At 33.5% G+C, this 19,847-nt stretch carries 19 protein-coding genes; 15 read left to right on the forward strand and 4 right to left on the reverse strand.

The window, feature by feature from the left end; all coding sequences use genetic code 11:
• Nucleotides 1-9 precede the first annotated feature (9 nt).
• From JCM15579_RS06335 to JCM15579_RS06345, 3 genes are all read right to left on the reverse strand, one after another.
• Nucleotides 10-219: a FeoB-associated Cys-rich membrane protein gene (locus JCM15579_RS06335; protein WP_054717381.1), complete on the reverse strand. Its 210-nt coding sequence runs from the start codon at nucleotides 217-219 to the stop codon at nucleotides 10-12.
• A gap of 3 nt (nucleotides 220-222) precedes the next feature.
• Entirely contained in the window at nucleotides 223-2,727 is a 2,505-nt protein-coding gene (gene feoB / locus JCM15579_RS06340) for a ferrous iron transport protein B (protein WP_054717384.1), read from the reverse strand.
• Nucleotides 2,728-3,046: 319 nt separating this feature from the next.
• On the reverse strand, nucleotides 3,047-3,442 hold the full coding sequence (locus JCM15579_RS06345; RefSeq protein WP_054717387.1) for a DUF3276 family protein: 396 nt from the start codon (nucleotides 3,440-3,442) through the stop codon (nucleotides 3,047-3,049).
• Between the two features lie 286 nt (nucleotides 3,443-3,728).
• On the opposite strand from JCM15579_RS06345, the gene nusB reads away from it, so the two are divergent.
• The 8 genes from nusB (at nucleotide 3,729) to JCM15579_RS06385 (ending at nucleotide 9,295) form a co-directional block, all read left to right on the forward strand.
• The gene (gene nusB / locus JCM15579_RS06350) at nucleotides 3,729-4,679 is read left to right on the forward strand and encodes a transcription antitermination factor NusB (protein ID WP_054717391.1); all 951 of its coding nucleotides are present in this window, start codon (nucleotides 3,729-3,731) and stop codon (nucleotides 4,677-4,679) included.
• 124 nt (nucleotides 4,680-4,803) lie between these two features.
• On the forward strand, nucleotides 4,804-5,259 hold the full coding sequence (locus JCM15579_RS06355; protein WP_054717395.1) for a DUF1573 domain-containing protein: 456 nt from the start codon (nucleotides 4,804-4,806) through the stop codon (nucleotides 5,257-5,259).
• 61 nt (nucleotides 5,260-5,320) lie between these two features.
• Nucleotides 5,321-5,638 carry a preprotein translocase subunit YajC gene (gene yajC, locus JCM15579_RS06360; RefSeq protein WP_245625849.1) on the forward strand — a complete coding sequence of 106 codons (318 nt, stop codon included), beginning with the start codon at nucleotides 5,321-5,323 and terminating at the stop codon, nucleotides 5,636-5,638.
• Nucleotides 5,639-5,688: 50 nt separating this feature from the next.
• On the forward strand, nucleotides 5,689-6,702 hold the full coding sequence (locus JCM15579_RS06365; protein WP_054717398.1) for a CdaR family protein: 1,014 nt from the start codon (nucleotides 5,689-5,691) through the stop codon (nucleotides 6,700-6,702).
• Nucleotides 6,703-6,711: 9 nt separating this feature from the next.
• Nucleotides 6,712-7,302 carry a dephospho-CoA kinase gene (gene coaE / locus JCM15579_RS06370; RefSeq protein ID WP_054717401.1) on the forward strand — a complete coding sequence of 197 codons (591 nt, stop codon included), beginning with the start codon at nucleotides 6,712-6,714 and terminating at the stop codon, nucleotides 7,300-7,302.
• Between the two features lie 105 nt (nucleotides 7,303-7,407).
• Nucleotides 7,408-8,127 (forward strand): TerB family tellurite resistance protein, encoded by a 720-nt coding sequence (locus JCM15579_RS06375; RefSeq protein ID WP_054717403.1) that lies wholly within the window; start codon nucleotides 7,408-7,410, stop codon nucleotides 8,125-8,127.
• Between the two features lie 91 nt (nucleotides 8,128-8,218).
• Entirely contained in the window at nucleotides 8,219-8,635 is a 417-nt protein-coding gene (locus tag JCM15579_RS06380) for a DUF5606 family protein (RefSeq protein WP_054717406.1), read from the forward strand.
• 135 nt (nucleotides 8,636-8,770) lie between these two features.
• A complete protein-coding gene (locus tag JCM15579_RS06385) occupies nucleotides 8,771-9,295 on the forward strand; it encodes a GNAT family N-acetyltransferase (RefSeq protein ID WP_054717408.1) in 525 nt (174 codons plus the stop codon).
• Between the two features lie 28 nt (nucleotides 9,296-9,323).
• On the opposite strand, the gene JCM15579_RS06390 is transcribed toward JCM15579_RS06385, so the two are convergent.
• Nucleotides 9,324-10,550 carry a carboxypeptidase-like regulatory domain-containing protein gene (locus tag JCM15579_RS06390; RefSeq protein WP_172677377.1) on the reverse strand — a complete coding sequence of 409 codons (1,227 nt, stop codon included), beginning with the start codon at nucleotides 10,548-10,550 and terminating at the stop codon, nucleotides 9,324-9,326.
• A 230-nt stretch (nucleotides 10,551-10,780) separates the two neighbouring features.
• Between JCM15579_RS06390 and JCM15579_RS06395 the strand changes: the two genes are divergently transcribed.
• From JCM15579_RS06395 to glpK, 7 genes are all read left to right on the forward strand, one after another.
• Nucleotides 10,781-11,470: a hypothetical protein gene (locus JCM15579_RS06395; RefSeq protein WP_054717415.1), complete on the forward strand. Its 690-nt coding sequence runs from the start codon at nucleotides 10,781-10,783 to the stop codon at nucleotides 11,468-11,470.
• 156 nt (nucleotides 11,471-11,626) lie between these two features.
• Entirely contained in the window at nucleotides 11,627-12,019 is a 393-nt protein-coding gene (locus tag JCM15579_RS06400; protein ID WP_054717418.1) for a hypothetical protein, read from the forward strand.
• 321 nt (nucleotides 12,020-12,340) lie between these two features.
• Complete coding sequence (locus JCM15579_RS06405) at nucleotides 12,341-14,101, forward strand: DEAD/DEAH box helicase (protein ID WP_054717421.1); 1,761 nt, start codon at nucleotides 12,341-12,343, stop codon at nucleotides 14,099-14,101.
• 322 nt (nucleotides 14,102-14,423) lie between these two features.
• Complete coding sequence (locus JCM15579_RS06410) at nucleotides 14,424-15,245, forward strand: mechanosensitive ion channel family protein (RefSeq protein WP_054717424.1); 822 nt, start codon at nucleotides 14,424-14,426, stop codon at nucleotides 15,243-15,245.
• Nucleotides 15,246-15,472: 227 nt separating this feature from the next.
• On the forward strand, nucleotides 15,473-17,668 hold the full coding sequence (locus JCM15579_RS06415; RefSeq protein WP_054717428.1) for a DUF748 domain-containing protein: 2,196 nt from the start codon (nucleotides 15,473-15,475) through the stop codon (nucleotides 17,666-17,668).
• A 96-nt stretch (nucleotides 17,669-17,764) separates the two neighbouring features.
• Nucleotides 17,765-18,118: a PadR family transcriptional regulator gene (locus JCM15579_RS06420; protein ID WP_218186081.1), complete on the forward strand. Its 354-nt coding sequence runs from the start codon at nucleotides 17,765-17,767 to the stop codon at nucleotides 18,116-18,118.
• Nucleotides 18,119-18,148: 30 nt separating this feature from the next.
• Complete coding sequence (glpK, locus tag JCM15579_RS06425; protein WP_054717611.1) at nucleotides 18,149-19,645, forward strand: glycerol kinase GlpK; 1,497 nt, start codon at nucleotides 18,149-18,151, stop codon at nucleotides 19,643-19,645.
• Nucleotides 19,646-19,847 lie beyond the last annotated feature (202 nt).

Genomic DNA, 19,847 nt, shown 5'->3' on the forward strand with positions numbered 1-19,847 from the left:
GTAATTTTATTAGTTTTTAAGATATGTAAACTTGTTGTTCTTGTCAATTGAAATTGCATGAATTCCTTTATTTTTTAATTCATTTTTGAAATCACAACCACTACACCCGCCACCACAAGCAGATTCTTTTTGTTTTTTTATCATTTGAACCAATTGGTAGAATGTATATCCAACAGCATAAATGATAATCAGGTATGTTAGTATGAGTTGAATGCTCATGATTTAAACTATTAAGTTTCCGACTTGGTATACTATAAATGAGACTAACCAGGCAAGTCCGGTTGTATAAAATACAACAAATGCAGCCCATTTCCAATTTGCCTCTTTAACTAATGCAGCGACTACAGCTACACAAGGAAAATAAATCAAGGTAAAAATCAAAAATGATAGGGCAGTTAAAGCACTAAAAACCTTTTCGCCAGTTCGGTAGTCTCCTGTAAATTCTTGTTCTCTTAACTTGTTTCTTAAACTCTCGCTTGATTCGTCACTATCTTCACCTTCCTGGTATAAAACTCCCATTGTACTTACAACCACTTCTTTTGCTGCAATACCTGTAAGGATACTAACCGACATTTTCCAATCAAAACCCAAAGGATGCATGGCAGGAGCTATAAAATGCCCGATTCTGCCTATGTATGAATTTTCCTGTTTTTCTTCAAGCATATCATTACGTAAACTCGCTATTTTAACATCGCTTTGTTCTTGAATGAAAACTTTCTCAGATTCATTTGCATTTTCCAGCTTTTCTTTAGTATTGACTTCATTTTGTGCGATTAAGCTATTGTAATCTTTGGAGTAATCTACTTCCAATGGGAAATATCCCAATGCCCAGATTATTATTGAGGCCACAAGAATAACACCACCCATTTTCTTTAAATACTGTACTCCCTTGCTCCACATGTGTCTAGTAGTTGCCTTTAGAGTCGGTATTCGATAGGGTGGTAATTCCATTACAAATGGTGCGTCTTTTGATTTAAAGAAGCTGGCTTTAAAAATCTTGGCAAATAAAACTGCTAGTATAATTCCTAACATGTAAATACCGAAAAGCATTACACTTGCGTTTTCAGGGAAAAAAGTACCAATGATTAGAATGTATACTGGCAATCGAGCACTACATGACATGAATGGAATAATCATCATTGTGAGGATTCTGTCACTTCTATTTTCAAGTGTTCTGGTAGCCATCATTGCAGGTACATTACATCCAAATCCCATAACCAAAGGAATGAATGATTTTCCATGCAGCCCTATTTTGTGCATCAATTTATCCATGATGAAAGCAGCACGTGCCATGTAACCCGTATCCTCCATAAATGAAATAAAAAAGAATAGGATAAGAATGTTAGGAAGAAAAACAATTACTCCTCCGACACCCCCAATAATTCCATCAATTAGTAGATCTTTTAATGGACCTTCTGCCATTAAATTATCCAGTAGGTTACTTAATCCTTCTACACCCATTTCTATCCAACTCATAGGGTATTCTCCTAAGTTGAAAGTAGCATAGAATGTTAAAAACATAAAGCCTAGGAAGATTGGAAATCCAAATAACTTATGAGTGATAAATGTATCAATCAATGTGGTATTTCTTCTTCTCTTGATAGGACTTTCCTTGTAAGTCTCTTTCAATGCTCCATCAATAAAGCCATATTTAGAATCTGTTATAACCGTTTCACAGACCTCACCAAATTCTTTTTCAATCTTTGCAATTTGTTCTTTGGCTACTGCTTTTATTTCAAAATGAAGATCACTTTCATGAATAATATGACGAGCACTTTCATCATTTTCTAAAAGTTTTATCGAAAGATATCTAGGCGACATGCTGGAAGATAACTTTCGATCTTTCTTGATTACAGTTTGTATTTTTAAAATTGCACTTTCTACAATTTTACCGTAATTGATATGAATGTGTCGAACAATTGGATCTCTGTCTTCATATACTTCAATCGCTTTGTCGAATAATTCTTTTACTCCTTTACCTTTTGAACTTACAGTTGGGACAATAGGAATTCCTAACATTTTTGAAAGTTCCTTGTAATTGAAAGTAGCCCCTTTTTTTTCCAGTTCATCATACATGTTTAAGGCCAATATTACCTTAATGTCCATGTCGATAAGTTGAGTCGTTAGATATAGGTTTCTTTCCAGGTTTGAAGCATCTACAACATTGATCACAACATCAGGACTTTCATTCATGATGTATTTTCTAACGAATAATTCTTCCGGAGTATATGCAGTAAGAGAATAGGTTCCAGGTAAATCTGTCACATCAAATAGATAGCCATTTTGCTTTACTTGAGCTTGTTTTGAGTCAACGGTAACCCCACTATAGTTTCCTACATGTTCTTTGGATCCGGAAGCAAAGTTGAATAATGTTGTTTTTCCAGCATTAGGGTTTCCAACTAAAGCTACATTTATTTTTTTGCCTTTTTCTTTTGCTGAGGTTTTTAGAATTTCATCACTAATTGTTCCTTCAAAATCGGATATTTTTATGTGATTTGCTTCTTTTTGAGTAATTACTTCAATTAATGCAGCTTCGCTTCTGCGCAGAGAAACTTCATACCCCATAATTTCATACTCTACAGGATCTTTTAGGGGGGCATTTTTTATAACAGTAACTTTTTTCCCCTTAACAAAGCCCATTTCGGTAATTCTTTTTCGAAATGCACCATGTCCTAATACTTTGGTAATTATTCCTTTTTGATTATCTGTTAACTCAGATAGCTTCATTCGTTCTTAAATTTCCGTGTTGTTCGTTGTTCCCTGATTTGTCAGGTAATTTAGTATTCATCAGGTGATGTTTTTTTCTATTTATATGCATCACAAATTTTCCTAAATGTTGGTCAAACGTATAGGAAATTTTCAATAATTACAATCCCTATTAATAGGGATTTTTATTAATCATTTAATAGTTTTGGGCTATATATTTGGACTTAATAAAAATATGCCAGTGCAAATGTAACAGTTTTGAGATATTTTTGAATGCTAGTGTGCACGAAACAAAAAAAGCTGCTCGTTAAAAGCAGCTTTAAGTTTTATAAAATGATATTTATTCCGATAAATCTTCAAATTCAACGTTTGAATAGGCTTCTGCTTCTAATCCTTCAATTAGTTCTGAGCGTTTATTTTGTTCTTCGGTTACGAACAATTCTTCTACTTCGTTGGTTTCCATATTTGATGATTTGATAAAATCCAAAGCCTCTAACAATCCTTCAGAAAATTTGTCAAAATCTTCTTTATATAAAAATACTTTGTGTTTCTCGAAAGAATAGTTTCCTTCTTTGTCGTAGCGCTTTTTACTTTCTGTAATTGTTAGATAATAGTCGTCTTTTCTTGTTGCTTTTACATCAAAAAAGTACGTCCTTTTTCCTGCCCTAACCGCATTCGAAAAAATTTCATCGCGATTCTTTTTTTCATATCCATCTTTATTGTCGTAACCTTCCATTTCAAATAAATTTTAATTTATTCTGTTTATAGTCTTCAAAAATAAAAAAATCTGCGTACTAATTGCTATGTGTTAGTAATTTATTATCGTAAAAAAGTAATTTAAATTCAGTATGCAAACCTTTTCAATTGGCTTTTATAGACTTACAGGATTTTGTTATATGTAAAGTAAAGGGTAGTCTGATCTTTAATTCTTTTTACTGTTTTTTTTAAAATTACTTGTTGAGTTATAAAAAAAGTCTAATTTTGCAGCCACAATGACAAATTTGTAAAAGTTCTTTAAGGATATGATTAGTAGAAGATTACTTCGAGTGAAAGTATTGCAATTATTGTATGCGTACTATAAAAACCAAGATCGCACAATTGCAAAAGCTGAAAAGGAATTGTTTTTCAGCATTGGAAAAGCTTACGATTTATACCATTATTTGCTTCTGCTGATTGTAGAGCTGGCTTTTGTTTCAGAAAAAAAGATTGATACTGCAAAAGCAAAAATTATCCCTACTCACGAGGATCTCAATCCTAACACCAGGTTCATAGACAACAAAGTAATTAAGCAATTGGCTGAAAACATTCAGTTGAATAGCTATGCTGAATCCAATACAATTACTTGGACAGATCAGGAGGACTATATTCGATTGTTATTTGATAAGTTGGTGAAATCAGATTTGTATATTAATTATATGAATGCTGAGAAAAATTCTTATCAAGACGATAAAAAGTTTGTAGAGAAATTTTTCTTGACTTTAGTTGCGGCTGATGATGACTTTTATTCTTTAATGGAAGAAAAAAGTATTTATTGGAACGATGAGATTGAGTTTATCATTAGCATGGTGATTAAAACCATCAAAGGATTAAATGAGAATGATGATCAGTACACTTCGCTTATGTCTTTGTTTAAAGATGCTGAAGATGAAGATTACGTGAAAACATTGTTCCGCAAAGCAGTAGTGAATCACACTGAACATGTGGAAATGATTCAGAAAAATACCAAGAACTGGGATTTGGAACGAATAGCCTTTATGGATATTCTAATTATGGAGTTGGCTCTTACCGAGTTAAAGGAATTTCCGAATGTGCCGGTAAAGGTAAGTTTTAATGAGTATCTTGAAATTGCGAAATTTTATAGTACTTCAAATTCAAGCAACTTTATTAATGGTATACTTGATAAGTTGGTTAAGGAATTAAAAGAAAATGGAAAAGTTAAGAAAGTTGGTAGAGGATTAGTTGGAGAAGTATAATCTTAACTTTTAACAGATAATTAAAATGCGCTAATCAATGGATTATGCGCATTTTTGTTTTATATGAACTGATGTGAATAGATTCATTGAAATTTTTGTACTTTCGAAATCCGAAAATTAAAGTATGAATGCATTAAAATTTAGAAATAGGAAGTGGGTGGTTTTAGCACAACTGTTGATTTTTGTGTTTGTTTTAGGCTGTGCAGGTGGTTCATCTAAAGAAAATAAACCTGTTGGTGTGGACTCTGTAGAATCGGTGAAATCAGGTAAGTATCCTAAGTTTGAGTTTAGTAAAGAAATACATAAATTTGGGGAGATTTCGGAAGGAGAAATTGGGGTTTGTGATTTCTATTTTAAAAATATCGGCGAAAGCAACCTAATCATTAAAAGTATAGAAAGTGATTGTGGATGTGCCAATTTTAAATGGACAAAGAAACCTATTAAGGTTGGAGAAGAATCGAAAATAACCATTGAGTTCAATTCTAAAGGGCGCCATGGTAAGCAATACAAAGTAATTACAATTTACAGTAATACTTTACAGAAAAAGAAAAAGCTGATTCTTACAGCTAATGTGGAATAGTTATTAAATGATTTGTAATTTTATAATAAATCGGTCGAAAGACCATTAAATTTGGATTGAAATGAATATGCTAAACATCTTATTGATGGCTCAGCCTGCAGAAGGTCAGGGAAGTTTAACTTCTTTTATTCCTTTGATTTTAATTGTCGTAGTATTCTATTTCTTCATGATTCGTCCTCAGATGAAAAAGCAGAAGGAATTAAGAAAATTCCGTGATGAATTAAAGAAAGGTGATAAAATTGTTACTACTGGCGGTATTTATGGAAAAGTACTGGAAATTCAGGAGCGTGCAATTATTATGGAAGTAGAAGGACAAAACCGTTTGAAAGTTGATAAAGCTGCGGTTGTTAAAGACATGAGTGACGTTGCTCAAAAATAATTTATCAGGCTGTGCCGATTAAGGCACAGCTTTTCTAAATACTAAGTACCTTGAATAATCTCGATTTTCAGAAACTAAAAGGATATTTTAACAAAGAAAAAATAACATCGAATAAAAAACTATTGGTTTATTTATTCTTTGTTGGTTTATCAACAATTTTCTGGTTTTTGAATGCACTGAGTAAAGAATATACAACGAGTATCAATTACCCTGTATATTATATCAACTTTCCGGAAAATAAGATACTTACCAATGATCTTCCAAAGAAGCTAAGCTTGCGTGTAAGTGCTTATGGTTTCGACTTGCTTCGTTACAAGTTAAGTACAGCTTTTTTATCCAATCCTTTCGATGTGAATAAATATACAAACAAAAGAATTGAGGGGAGTTCGCTGAATAATTACACTTTGCTTACCTCAAATATAAAAGAGAGGATTGAGAAGGAATTGTCGACAGGTATTCGTTTGGAAGCTATTAGTCCGGACACCATTCGTTTTCAATTTTCACCAATTTTAGAGAAGAAAGTACCAGTCGTATTGGATTTGAAACTGAATTATGAACAACAGTTTATGAAAGGAGGAGCGATTCTTCAAGAATTCGACAGTATATTGGTAAAAGGACCTCAATCTTTAATTGACTCGATACATATTGCTAAAACAGAACTGTTAGAGTTATCAGGTTTGAAGAAAGATACGAAGAGGGAGGTTGATTTTGAGAAAATTGAAGGTGTTAGTTTCTCACCTAAAAAGCTTACAGTTAATATTCCCGTTGAGCGATTTACAGAGGCTAACAAAAATGTTTCAATAAAGGTTGATAATTTGCCTGATTCGGTTTTGTTGCGTTTATTCCCTGGAGATGTGAAACTATCGTATTTTGTAGGAATGAATAAATACGAAAATATTACTGAAGATCATTTTGATGTGAGGGTTGATTATTTAGAAGCCATACAAGGTGATGGAAACAAGTTGAGGGTTGAGTTAAAACGCAGTCCTGATTTTGTTTCAAATGTTCGTTTTTATCCTCAAACCGTTAATTTCCTAATTGAGAAACGTAAGTCGGTTCAATAACAATGTGTCATGCTGAAAATTGGATTAACAGGAGGAATTGGTACTGGAAAATCTATTGTTGCCGAAGTATTTAAATTGTTGGGAATTCCGGTGTATGTTTCCGATAGGGAGGCCAAGCGTTTAATGATAGAAAGCGATGAAATCAAGACCAAATTAATTGAAAGATTTGGTCCCGATGTATATACTAAGGATCACTTTCTTAATCGAAAATATCTTGCCGATATTATTTTTAACAATCCAAAGGCATTACAGGATGTAAATGCTATAGTTCATCCTGTTGTTCGAAATGATTTTCAAAGCTGGAGCGAAAAACAGCAATCGCCATATGTAATACAAGAATCTGCAATATTGTTTGATACCGGTTTGTACAAGAATTTTGATAAGATTATTTGTGTGACAGCAGATGAAGAACTAAGAGTTAAGCGAGTAATGGATAGAGATGGAGTTGATGCAAATGCGGTTAAGGAACGCATGAAGAATCAGCTTGCCGAAAGCGTGAAAATAGAGAAATCAGATTTTGTGATTTATAACAATTCAGGTTTAATTCTACCTCAAATTATGGAAATTCATAAGGAACTTATGCGTGTTAAACTTTGTTAAGGTTTTGCTATAGATCTAAGAAAAAAGCTGAATTATGCTATCTTTAAAGCTTTCTGGTTTTTTTCGTCCAGATATTTATTATACAATAAAAATTGATTGCCATTTATGGGTAAATATGGAAAATGGATAGCCGGAGGATTAGGTTGGGCTTTTCTTGGACCAATTGGAGGTATTTTGGGATATCTTGTTGGTTCTGCTTTTGATACAATTGAAATAGAAGGAGGTAAGGTAGCAGGTCAAACTCGCCAGGGAGATTTCGTCATGAGCCTACTAGTGCTTGTTGCCGCAGTAATGAAAGCTGACGGTAAGGTGCTTCGATCAGAATTGGATTACGTAAAAGCCAATTTGGTGAAAAGCTTTGGTGTTGGGCGCGCAACAGAAGCAATTGGAATGCTAAAGGATATCTTAAAACAGAACATTCCGGTTGAAGAAGTTTGCAGACAAGTACAGGCTCATCTTGATTATTCTTCGAGATTACAATTGATGCATTTCTTGTTTGGAATTGCACAGGCTGATGGATCGATCTCAAGTTCAGAACAGGCAATTATTGATAAGATATCATACTATTTGGGAATTCAGGGGAATGATTATTCTTCTATCAAGTCCATGTTTGTGCAGGATACTGATTCGAGTTATAAGATTCTTGGATTAACCAAAGATGCCACTGATGAAGAAGTGAAAAAGGCCTACAAAAAAATGGCTGTAAAATATCATCCAGATAAGGTGAGTTATCTTGGAGAAGATGTTCAAGAGGCTGCTAAAGAGAAGTTTCAGAAAGTGAATGAAGCATTTGAGAAAATTAAGAAAGAGCGAGGATTTGCATAAAACGAAAGCTTTTAAACTATTTTTGGCCAAATAGTTTTGTATAATACTATGGAATTATAAATTTGTGCTTCCAAAATTAAAATTTGAAAATATGTTGAAAGGAATATTAGCTATATCAGGACATTCGGGTCTTTTTAAAATGGTATCGAATGCAAAAAATGCTTTGATTGTTGAGTCGTTGGTTGATAAAAAAAGAATGCCAGCTTATGCAACTTCAAAAATTAGTGCTTTGGAAGATATCGCAATTTTTACAGATGAAGGAGATGTGCCATTGGCCGACGTTTTCAAAAACATTAAAGAGAAAGAAAACGGAGGAAAAGCAGTTAGCCATAAAGCTTCAGGAAATGAATTGAAAGAATACATGGCAGAAGTTTTGCCTAACTACGACGAAGATCGTGTGTATGTATCAGATATGAAGAAAATATTCCAGTGGTATAATTTGCTACAAGAGAACAATCTTCTTGAAGATCTTGACAAAGAAGAAGAGGTTGAAAATACAGAAGAGTAATTTTCAAATCTAAATAATTTGTAAACCGTCTTAATTATAAGGCGGTTTTTTTATGTCTGAAAATTGCGTTGCATCAATATTTTCAAGAACTTGTTAGGTAGTTGTTGTAGGGTTTTCAATTTTAAATGTAGTTTCATGGAATCAGTAAAGATAGGTGTACAAAATGTTGTATTAAGAAAATGGCAAAAAGGAGATGAAGATAATTTGGTAAAATATGCTGATAATCCTGCCGTTGCTAAGTTTTTGAAGGATAGCTTTCCAAAACCATACACTTACTCTGATGCCGTTAATTGGGTGCGTTTTGCTAATAGAACCATTGATTCATATAATCTGGCAATAACTCTTAATAATAAAGTGATTGGTGCAATTGGGATTGAAAGACAAAAGGATGTTTATAGAAAATCAGCTGAACTGGGTTATTGGTTGGGTGAGGAATATTGGAACAGGGGAATAATGACCAATGTGGTGAAGGAAATGGTCGAACTGGCATTTCAAAACTTTCCTATTGTTAGACTCTATGCTTATGTTTTTTCGGATAATAAAGCTTCATCTATAGTGCTGGGAAAAGCAGGTTTTGAATTGGAGTCAGTTCAAAGGTCTGCAATCTATAAAAACGGACAATTTATGGATCAGATGGTCTACACTATTGTAAGACACTAATAAAAAAAAGAGGCTTTCGCCTCTTTCTTTATTCTCCATCAAAAATAATATTATAAGATTCCCAAAAATTCTTGTCGTAAGGCATATCTTCGTAATATGCTCTTTTTTCAATTATTTCTGGATTTTCGGTGTTAATCTTTGTGATTAGCATTTCTGTATTGATATCAAGCGATTTTGGAATTCCAGTTTCTTTTTCTTTCAATTCGTGATGACGCTTGTAATTTACATAGCTTAAGTAATATCTACCAGAGTGTTGTTTGTAAGTCACACTAAAATTATATTCGATTTTTAAAGGTTCCCACTTCTGTCTGTTCTCATTTACGTAAAAGCTTCTTCCTTGTGGAGAATAATTTGTAGCAACAACATGCGTTTCGTTCTTAATTACTGCGTAATCTTTGGTTTTAATGTACAATTTACCAGAATAATTTTTTGCATAATAATCGCCTGTATTACTTAGCATCGGACGTTTGCTTTTATAACTAATTACCCAAATTGAATCATTCTCATACTCTGTAATCTGATCTAATTTTAAGTCGTAAAAACTAATGTGATTTCCATTTAAAACATTACCACGACTTCTTACGATATCCATTTCAAGCAACTCGTCTAAAAAGGTCGATCCGTCGGCCAAAGAAGCTGGTTCGAAGTTTTTGCGTACCTGCAGGAATTTATATCCACGCTCTTTGAAAACTTGGTATGCGTCAGCACGCTGATATCCTTTATCGTCATAAATTCTAACAGCAGCTTCACGAAGTCTGTTCAGTTCTTCGTTCTCAAGTTTTTCAGATCTGTAATAAACATCGTAGTTGAAAGGAGTTTGAAGGTAGTTCTCAGGAATTTTTTCAAGTGCAGTTTTAATTCTTTTTTGCAGAACCAGCGATTCAGCCATTACTTCAACTTCACCAATATTATAATTTTTTGGTGTTAACACAATCTCAAGGGTATCTACTTGAGAACATTCAGAGACCTTTGCTGTAAAAGTAGAAAAACCGACTGCAGAAGCTTGAATCATTTGTTCGTTATATTTCCCAGGAATTTTAAACTCAAAAATTCCGTCCAAATTTGATGCGGCTCCAATATACGATCCAATTACACCAACATTGGCAAATGGTATTGGTTGGTTATTTTGTTTGTTGGTTAGTTTACCAACAATTCTAATAATACCAGAATTGTCTTCTTTGCTTTCGTTTTCCTGCGAAAAACCTGTTAGCGAGAATGCACATAGCATTACAAGCAATAATTTAAATTTTTGCATGATATGTAGGATTGTTTCTTTTCTGTTTTTCAAATTCTTTGCCAAAATGTATTTGGTAATCATGATACACAAAGATATGTTAATATAAGTGCAAGAAAAGCGATTCTGACGAGAATACTTTTAAAAAATGTTAATTTTGGTCAGAAATATTTATTTTTTGTTGAATAAAAAATATCTTCGCTTGTATTTCTGTTATAGATAATCAACTACGAAATTAAAATATAAGTCCTATGAGAAGTAAATTGCTTGTTCTGTCTTTGGCATCCTTAATGCTAACATCATGTGTTGTTTCAAAGAAAAAGTACGAAGAGCTTGAATATGCAAAGCGTAGAAGCGATGCAAAAGTATCTGCCTTAGATAAGGAGAACTCAAAAAAGAAACAGCAAATCACTCAGTTAAATTTTAAGTTGGATAAAACATTGGCAGAGTTTAACGAGATGAAAAACAGTATGGCCGAAAGCAATGCTAAAAAGAATACCGAAATCGATGAGTTAAGTACTGAATTGATGGGATTGGCATCGGATACAACTGCTTTAAAATCAAGATTGGAGGAAACACTTTCAAAATATAACAATCTGATTAATCAGAATAGCAGTAACGAAGGAGCAATATCTGATTTGAAGAAACAAATTGAAACTTTAAAATCTGATTCTACCAAGTTGGCACAAGATTTAAAAGCAGCTGGAGTTGAGGCAGAATGGGACAAAAAGAAACTTGAAACTGAAAAGAAAAAATCCAGCGAAGCTGTTGCGCGGAAAGAAAGTGAAGTTTCAGCTTTAATGGAACAGATAAAAGAAAAAGATGACAAGTTAGGTTGGCTGAGAAAAGAGAAAAAGAGATTAGAGAAAGAACTAGAGTTCATGACCAATCAAAGAAATCTTTTCAAAAAACAATACGAAAAGGCTACGGGAAAGCAATAGACTGTAAAAACCTAAAAATACAAAACCATGAATGACTGGATATGATCTTGTGATTCATGGTTTTGTTGTATGCACGAAAGAGAATGAAGAACTTTGTATTAAAAAGTATATCTAGATATCTTGATTTAATAGATCTTAATTTTTAGTTTTGCAAGCATGGAAGTTTTATTGATATCGCTTGTAGTGATTGCTGCAATTGCATTCCTTTCTACCTGGATTGGACAAAAGCTAAGAGCGCATAAGGGGGAGATTGAAGAAGAGCCAGTGGCAGAGCCAATGGAAGAGTGTTGTGGTGCACATGAAATTTGTGAAACCGACCTTTTGAATAAAATGTCTGAAGAGATCATTTATTATGAAGATGAGGAACTAGATGCTTACAAAAACTTCGAAGAAAACGACTACAACGATGATCAGATCGATGAATTTAGAGAAGTGCTATATAGCTTGAAGGAAAAGGAAATTGCAGGCTGGATGAGAAGTTTGGAACTTCGTAAAATTGAATTGCCATCAGTAATAAAATCCGAAGTAGTTTTTATGCTGGTAAAATAAAGAAATCAAAAAAATTAGATACAAACCGTTTCGCATTGCGAGGCGGTTTTTTTGTATAATTTCATCTCCCGACAATATGTAACTCTATTTTTTGATATTGAAATGAGCTCATGAAATATTATATTATTTCAAGAATTACCTCGATTATAATATATCATATTAATTAAAGAAGAAATAGAGTAATTGATGGATAAAAGATCTTATTCTTTCTATTTAAAAATCAGAAAATTAACTAAAGGAATTTAATTTATATCATTCTATTCAAAATAGGCTTTACTTCCTATTTTAATTGCTACCTTTGCGGCTCATAAAAATTATAGAATGAATTCATTTGAAAATCTTGGTCTATCAAAGGCCATACTAGAAGCTATTTCCGAATTAGGCTTCGAAACCCCAACTCCTATCCAAGAACAAGCAATCCCGGTTCTTCTCGACGGAAGATCTGATTTTGTAGGATTGGCTCAGACCGGAACAGGAAAAACGGCGGCTTTCGGTTTACCTTTGCTTGAGCTTATCGAGCCACAGGTGAAAATACCGCAAGCTTTGATTCTATCTCCAACAAGAGAATTGGGAATCCAAATTGCAGACGATCTTAAGACATTCTCAAAGAATATCTTAAACCTGAACGTTGTGAATGTGTACGGGGGTGCAAGTATCGAAGAGCAAATTCGAAAACTGAAAAGAGGAGCACACGTAATTGTGGCTACCCCAGGGCGTCTTCTTGATTTAATTAGAAGGAAGGCTGTTAATTTATCTGCTGTTGAATATTTAATTCTTGATGAGGCAGATGAAATGTTGAACATGGGATTTAAGGAAGACATTGATGCCATCTTGTCTTCTACATCCGAAGATAAAGTGACTTGGTTGTTTTCGGCAACTATGCCACCAGAAGTTCGACGAATCTCTAAAAATTACATGACAGATCCTACTGAGGTAACTGTAGGAAAAGCAAATACAACCAACAAGAATATTTCTCATCAATATTACATGTTGAACAATCGCGACCGTTACAATGTTTTGAAACGTGTTGTAGATTTTTTCCCAGACATTTACGGTATTATTTTTTGTAGAACCAGAAAGGAAACTCAGGAAGTTGCCGAATTGTTAATGAAAGATGGTTACAATGCCGATGCTTTGCATGGCGATTTAACCCAGGTACAGCGCGACAGGGTGATGCGTAACTTTAAAAACCGCTCATTGCAATTATTGGTTGCGACTGATGTTGCGGCACGTGGTATCGATGTGGATGATCTTTCTCACGTAATTCATTACAACTTGCCTGATGAGTTGGAATTCTATACTCACCGAAGCGGTCGTACAGCACGTGCAGGAAAGAAAGGAATCTCAATTGCCTTAGTTACTCCAAGAGAGGAGCGTAAAGTAAAAGATCTTTCTAGAAGATTAAAAACCGATTTCGAGCAGGTGAGAATTCCTGTAGGTAAGGAGGTTTGCGAAAGACAGTTGATGAACTTTATGCAGCGTGTAAACCAAGTTGAGGTTGAAGAGGAAGAAATTACACCATTTATTGATGGGATTAACGAAGAGTTGGAAGCCTTAAGTCGTGAAGATTTAATCAAGCGTTTTGTTTCCTTGGAATTCAACCGTTTTTGGGAATATTACAAGAATGCAGATGATTTGAATCTAAAATCAACTACTCAACGCAGAAACAAAAAAGAAGACAACAAAGGCGAAGACCGCATGTTTATCAATATTGGTAAGAAAGACGGCATTGATGTACCTCGCTTGTTAAACCTGATTCACAAACAATGTGGAGTTCGAGGTAAAAATGTTGGTAGAGTTGATTTGAAAGGTGTTTTCTCATTCTTTGATGTTGATAAAGGATTTACCGATGATATTATTAAAGGTTTTGCTGGCGCTGTAATTGGTGGCAGAAAAATCAGAATCGAAGTGTCAGGTGATAGACCAACTTCAGATGGAGGTCCTCGCAAAGGACGTTCGCGAGGTGATCGTGATAGAGGAGATCGCAGAGATAGAGGGTACGGCAGGAGAGATTCTTCCAAAGATCGCAGAGGAAAAAGCGATGGAAAAAGATATTCTGACAGAAGAAGAAAAGAGGCGTAAGCCTCTTTTTTTTGTGCATATTTTTTTAATCTTCAAGTGTAAAATCATAAACAAACATTCTGTTTCTATAGAAAATTACCTTGTTAATTATGAATGTGTTATGTTGTTAATTGCTTTTTTGCTTTATATTGTTTAAGAAAAGCTAAATAAAACTTACATTTATTTTTCAACAATTCACAATAAATTAAAGATGTATAGGTTTTAATTTACGCTAATTTTTATTTAAATTTAATCTATGAAATTCCATTTGGGATTTTTTTTATGCTTAAACTTTACAGTTTGACCAAATAATAAGAGATTATTTATATAAAACCAATTAATTATGGATTTGAATAAGATGTTTGAGAAATCGGACCAGTTGTGGACTATGGCTTTGGAATATGCACCGAAACTTCTGTTGGCTGTTATTACCCTTATAATCGGTCTTTGGATTATTAAGGTAATTACCAAAGGGATTGGAAAAATAATGGATAAGAATGAATTGGATCCTACTTTAAAGCCATTCATTGTTAGTATTCTATCTATTATGCTGAAGATTATGCTTTTCATTGCTGTTGTAGGCATGATTGGTGTGCAAATGACTTCATTTATAGCAATATTGGGTGCTGCGGGTTTGGCAATTGGTATGGCTTTGTCTGGAACTTTGCAGAACTTTGCTGGTGGAGTAATAATTCTAATTTTCAAACCATTTAAGGTTGGCGATTTGTTAGAGGCTCAAGGTTACCTTGGAGTAGTTAAGGAAATTCAGCTATTCAATACCATTCTACTTTCGCCTGATAACAAGACCATTATTATTCCTAATGGTGGTTTATCTACTGGATCAATGATAAATTATTCAACTCAACCTAATCGAAGAGTTGATATGAAATTTGGAATTGGTTATTCTGATGATATAGATAAAGCAAAAGGAATTTTGGAAGGATTATTGGCAAATCATCCAAAGGTGCTAAAAGATCCTGCTCATTTTATTGCAGTATCAGAATTGGCTGATAGTTCGGTGAACTTTGCAGTTCGTGCTTGGGTTAATGCAGCTGATTACTGGGAAGTATTCTTTTACATGCAAGAAACAGTGAAAAAGGAATTTGATAAGAACGATGTTGGAATTCCGTTCCCACAAAGAGATATTCATGTTTATAATCATTAATAATTTGGGGTTAAAATCAGGAGGAGGCGAGAGCTCCTTTTTTTATAAAATTTTATAGGAAGTATAATAAATCATAAACTATTGCTAGTTTTGATTTATCAATTTAAATAAGAAGTATGAAACGTCCATGAGTAAATAATTATTATCTCTATTGTGTTGGTACATGTGGGTATGATTATTTAGGAATGGGAAGTTCCATCTGACAATTGAAATAATAGTATAAATAAATGAAAAGATTATCCAGAAAAAAGATCATATTATTGTCAATTCTGACAATAATAGTGTTGTTATTCTTTTTCCTATCAACAATAGTAAAAAACTACCTTGTTAATCATTCGGAAGAGCTTATCGGCAGAAAACTTGAAATTTCAGAATTGCACTTTAATTACGCAAAAGTATCAGTTCGGGTAAATGGTTTTCGCTTGTATGAAAGCAATAATACAGATCAGTTTGTGTCATTTAATGAGTTGTATGTTAATGTCTCCCCATGGAAGTTGATTTCCGGAGAATATTCGGTATCACAAATTTATTTGGATGGATTAAATATATCTGTTATTCAGGATAGTGTTGGATTTAACTTTGATGATTTATTGGTGAGCGAAGAGGAAACAACTGACAGCGTTCAGATGAATCAAGAGAGTAAAACCACTAAATTTTCTATTTATGATATTGAGATAAAAAATGGCTACATCGGATACTTTGATAAGCAGAAAGATAATTTGCTTGATTTAAAAAATATTAATCTGAACCTGCCATTGATTGCTTGGGACAATCAAAAATCGGAGATGGGAGTAGATTTTTCCATTGGAGGAGAGGGGAATGTTGGTATCAATGCAAATGTAGATCATACCAAGAAAAGATATATGATTGATTTAAAGGTTAATGATATTAATATTCAACCTTTCATGGCTTATGCCAAGGATTATATGAAGATTTCGAGTATGGAAGGGAAAATAAATACATCTCTAAAAATAAATGGAAGTATGACGGATTTTATGGATGTATTTGTTAAAGGAAATACCAGTTTGCAGAATTTCTCATTAAATGATTTGGAAGGAAATCGCTTTCTTGCAGCAAAATCTACAAGTGTAAATCTAGATTCCTTAAATATTGGTACATCTCATTACCAAATAGGGAAGGTTGTCATAAATGATCCTGAAATATATGCTACTTTGTTTAAAGAGAATACTAATATTGAAAGGGTTTTTGAACCTATAATGGCCGTTGATACTAATGAATTATCAGAAGTTAAGCAGGATTCGCTAAAACAGGATCAATCGTTGTTTTATGCTGTTGATAGTGTAATTGTTAAAGGTGGTTTGTTACAATTTTCCGATAAAACTTTAAATCGTGATTTTGTTTATGATATTAAAGATATTGCACTGAATATTGGTAAAATAACAGAAACAGCAAATAATGTACCTTTGGATTACTCAATGCACTTAAATGGAGAAGGAGAGTTGAAGGGAAACTTAAATTTCAATTTGCAGGAAGTTTACGATTTTAATTTGAAAACTAAAGTTACCGGATTGGAATTAATGAGTTTCTCACCATACACAGAGTTTTATATTGCAAGACCGATAACTCAAGGTAACTTAAACTACGATTGTAAGATCGATATTAGTCCTAATCATTTGGACAATCAAAACAATATTAAAATTTCAGAGTTTGACTTTGGGAATAAAACAAAGGATCCAAATACCATAAAGGCTCCAGTTAGATTGGCTTTGTACCTGCTAAAAGATCAAAATGATATCATCCAATTTGATTTGCCAGTATCGGGTAACCCAAATGAGCCAGATTTTAAGCTGGGCAAGATTATCTGGAAAACATTAATGAATTTCTTGGTAAAGACTGCAGCTAAACCATTTGGTATTCTTGGAAACATCACTGGTACAAACCCAGAAAATATTGAAATAATTCAATTAAATTATTCGAGTGTTTCGCTAGGCAATAAAGAAAAATCAACTTTAAAGGATATTTCAGAAATTTTACAGAAGAAGAATGAATTGGTCTTCTCCTTTACTCAAGAAACAGATATAAACCAAGAAAGAAATTATTTGGTTCTTGAAGATTGTGTGAGTGATTATTTCAAATATAAGTCTGAAGAAGTTCCAAATCTGAAAAGTAAGAAATTAGAAAATTGGGCGAATCAATCTCTGGAGTTTAGAAGTTATTTGGTTAAGGATAGTGCTGAAATTTCAAAAACCTTGGAAGAACTTTGTATTGAAAAGGTTGGAAATGTAAAAGCTAATCAAATGCTTGATTCGTTGATTGATACGAGAAATAAAGAAATAACGAGTTACCTATTGGATAGTTTGAATGTCTCACAGGATAATTTTATTGTGAAAACAGCGGATTTAAGAAATCTTTCGGATCAGCAAAAAAAGCCAAAATTCAGAGTAGAGGTATCTATTAAGTAGTTAGTATATATCTTGGAATACCAGTATGCATTTTAAGACTATACTCTTGCAAGATATCTTGTAAAACTATGTATTTTTTTATATGTTTGTTACACCATGAATCACGAAATCAACGAATACTTTATAACAAAATGGAAGTCTCAATTTAAAAAGGGACTGTTGGAATACATTATTCTCCTATTGTTAAGGTCGAAACCATGTTATGGTTACGAATTAATTAGTGAAATGAATCAATTTACTTCCCTAGAAATTGCAGAGGGTACAATTTACCCACTTTTAAACCGACTCAAAAAAGAGAAGTTGGTTACTTCGGAATGGGCGGAAATGGATACTGGTATTCCAAGAAAATACTACAAACTTACCAATGAAGGTGCTTCGCATTTGGAAGTAATGAGAGAGTATGTTGATTCCTTAAATCTATCTATTACAAGGATAAAGGAGAACGCGTAAAACTGTTAAATGCAATTAATTACCAGAGGAATGAGAGATTATATTTTATCCTTAGATCAGGGAACGTCAATTTCAAAAGCAATTTTATTTAATAAAAAAGGCGAAATTGTTGCGCAAGTTCAGAAGGAATATGAGCAATATTATCCTAAGCCAGGATGGATTGAGCAAGATGCCAAGGAAATTTGGTATTCGCAAGCATCAGTTGCAGAGGAGGTATTGTCAAAAACTGGACTAACAGGAAAAGATATTGCAGGGATTGGAATTACCAATCAAAGAGAAACAACAATTATTTGGGATAGAGAAACTGGTGAACCAATTAATAATGCAATAGTTTGGCAGGATAGAAGAACATCACACCTTTGTGATAAATTAAAAGAGAAGGGATATTCACAAAAGATCAAAGATAAGACAGGACTAATTTTAGATGCTTTCTTTTCTGCTACCAAAATACAGTGGTTGCTAAATAACATTGAAGGAGCCAGAGAAAAGGCAGAAAATGGAAAACTCGCCTTTGGAACTGTGGATAGCTGGTTAATTTGGAAATTAACAAAAGGAGAACTTCATATTACCGATGTATCGAATGCTAGTCGTACAATGCTTTATAATATCCATGATTTGTGTTGGGATAAGGAGTTATTGGAGCTGCTTGATATTCCAGAATCGCTTCTTCCCAAAGTGTGTTCATCTAGTGAGGTTTACGGGCATACTCGAAGATCAATGTTTGGTGAGGAGATTCCTATTTCTGGAATTTGCGGTGATCAGCAGGCAGCACTTTTTGGACAAGCTTGTTTTGAGAAGGGAATGGTGAAGAATACCTACAATACAGGTTGTTTTATGTTGATGAATACCGGCAATGAGCCTGTAGAATCAAAAAATGATTTGATTACGACAATAGCTTGGGGAATTGGAGATAAACCTACTTATGCTTTGGAAGGAAGTGTTTTTATTGGCGGTGCTGTTGTGCAATGGTTGCGTGATAGCTTAAACCTAATACATTCCATTGAGGAGATTGAATTACTTGCATTAACCGAAGAAGATAATGGAGGTGTTTATATTGTTCCTGCTTTTACAGGATTAGGTGCACCTTATTGGGATCAATATGCCCGAGGAACATTTTGGGGATTAAACATGGGAACTAGTATTGGTCATATTGCTCGTGCTTCCTTAGAATGTATTGCTCATCGTTCATCAGATGTTTTGAAAACAATGGAAGCGGATTCAGGCATAAAAGTGGAGCAATTAAGAGGTGGTGGATTAATGGCAAATGATACCTTGCTTCAATATCAAGCTGATTTTTTAGGTTTGCCAATTGTAAGACCAGAAATTAAAGAAATTACAGCAGTTGGAGCAGCTTATTTGGCTGGTTTAGGTGTGGGATTTTGGAATAGTGTAGAAGAGATTCAAGATTATTGGAAGCTGGACAAAGAGTTTGAGGTGAAGATGGATGAAGAAATAGTGAAGCATCATAAAAAATATTGGGAGAAGGCTGTTAGTAGATCTCAAAATTGGATAGATGCAGATGAATAAAAGTACTAATAAATAAAAAAGGGGTTATTTCAAATTTGAAATAACCCCTTTTTTATTTTCAGTAATCTATATATAAGCACTATAAGTGTTTTGATAAAGAGAGTTTTTTGGAATAATTATAAATAATATCTTTTTTAACTATGCACCTTGTATTACTAAGTATTTTATTTAGCTTTGTCGCGTTCACTTAACGTTAAATTAA

It is taken from the genome of Marinifilum fragile JCM 15579 (assembly GCF_001310955.1).
GTDB classification, from domain to species: Bacteria; Bacteroidota; Bacteroidia; order Bacteroidales; family Marinifilaceae; genus Marinifilum; species Marinifilum fragile.

Excerpts from the sequence above, each read along its gene's own strand:
- JCM15579_RS06335 (WP_054717381.1), bottom strand. The coding sequence starts at position 219 with ATGAGCATTCAACTCATACTAACATACCTGATTATCATTTATGCTGTT.
- feoB (WP_054717384.1), bottom strand. The coding sequence starts at position 2,727 with ATGAAGCTATCTGAGTTAACAGATAATCAAAAAGGAATAATTACCAAA.
- JCM15579_RS06345 (WP_054717387.1), bottom strand. The coding sequence starts at position 3,442 with ATGGAAGGTTACGACAATAAAGATGGATATGAAAAAAAGAATCGCGAT.
- nusB (WP_054717391.1), top strand. The coding sequence starts at position 3,729 with ATGATTAGTAGAAGATTACTTCGAGTGAAAGTATTGCAATTATTGTAT.
- JCM15579_RS06355 (WP_054717395.1), top strand. The coding sequence starts at position 4,804 with ATGAATGCATTAAAATTTAGAAATAGGAAGTGGGTGGTTTTAGCACAA.
- yajC (WP_245625849.1), top strand. The coding sequence starts at position 5,321 with ATGAATATGCTAAACATCTTATTGATGGCTCAGCCTGCAGAAGGTCAG.
- coaE (WP_054717401.1), top strand. The coding sequence starts at position 6,712 with ATGCTGAAAATTGGATTAACAGGAGGAATTGGTACTGGAAAATCTATT.
- JCM15579_RS06375 (WP_054717403.1), top strand. The coding sequence starts at position 7,408 with ATGGGTAAATATGGAAAATGGATAGCCGGAGGATTAGGTTGGGCTTTT.
- JCM15579_RS06380 (WP_054717406.1), top strand. The coding sequence starts at position 8,219 with ATGTTGAAAGGAATATTAGCTATATCAGGACATTCGGGTCTTTTTAAA.
- JCM15579_RS06385 (WP_054717408.1), top strand. The coding sequence starts at position 8,771 with ATGGAATCAGTAAAGATAGGTGTACAAAATGTTGTATTAAGAAAATGG.
- JCM15579_RS06390 (WP_172677377.1), bottom strand. The coding sequence starts at position 10,550 with ATGCAAAAATTTAAATTATTGCTTGTAATGCTATGTGCATTCTCGCTA.
- JCM15579_RS06395 (WP_054717415.1), top strand. The coding sequence starts at position 10,781 with ATGAGAAGTAAATTGCTTGTTCTGTCTTTGGCATCCTTAATGCTAACA.
- JCM15579_RS06400 (WP_054717418.1), top strand. The coding sequence starts at position 11,627 with ATGGAAGTTTTATTGATATCGCTTGTAGTGATTGCTGCAATTGCATTC.
- JCM15579_RS06405 (WP_054717421.1), top strand. The coding sequence starts at position 12,341 with ATGAATTCATTTGAAAATCTTGGTCTATCAAAGGCCATACTAGAAGCT.
- JCM15579_RS06410 (WP_054717424.1), top strand. The coding sequence starts at position 14,424 with ATGGATTTGAATAAGATGTTTGAGAAATCGGACCAGTTGTGGACTATG.
- JCM15579_RS06415 (WP_054717428.1), top strand. The coding sequence starts at position 15,473 with ATGAAAAGATTATCCAGAAAAAAGATCATATTATTGTCAATTCTGACA.
- JCM15579_RS06420 (WP_218186081.1), top strand. The coding sequence starts at position 17,765 with ATGAATCACGAAATCAACGAATACTTTATAACAAAATGGAAGTCTCAA.
- glpK (WP_054717611.1), top strand. The coding sequence starts at position 18,149 with ATGAGAGATTATATTTTATCCTTAGATCAGGGAACGTCAATTTCAAAA.